The sequence below is a fragment of the Elizabethkingia argenteiflava genome (assembly GCF_009904105.1).
Lineage (GTDB): Bacteria > Bacteroidota > Bacteroidia > Flavobacteriales > Weeksellaceae > Elizabethkingia > Elizabethkingia argenteiflava.
Map to the genome: position 1 here is coordinate 1 of NZ_JAAABJ010000103.1, position 255 is coordinate 255.

General features: G+C 32.2%; 1 protein-coding gene. It reads left to right on the forward strand.

All coding sequences use genetic code 11. The annotated features are described in order from the left end of the window. A partial coding sequence (locus GNY06_RS00585) for a transposase (protein ID WP_166518342.1) occupies positions 1-255 on the forward strand: 255 nt, incomplete at both ends.

Sequence of the window (255 nt, forward strand, 5' to 3'; positions counted from 1 at the left end):
TGTGTACTACTGATGGGATTTTTACCGATTTTGATGTAACACAAGCTTCTGTACAGGATATTCATTATCTAAAAGATATTAAGCACTTGTTTCAAAATTGTACAATATTAGGAGACAAAGGTGATCTAAGTATTGATTATCAAAGAGACTTATTTACTTACAACCAGATTAATATGGAAGTACCTATGCGAAAAAATCAACATGGATATAAGCCGCAGCCTTATATTTTTAGAAAATCCCGAAAGCGCATCGAAA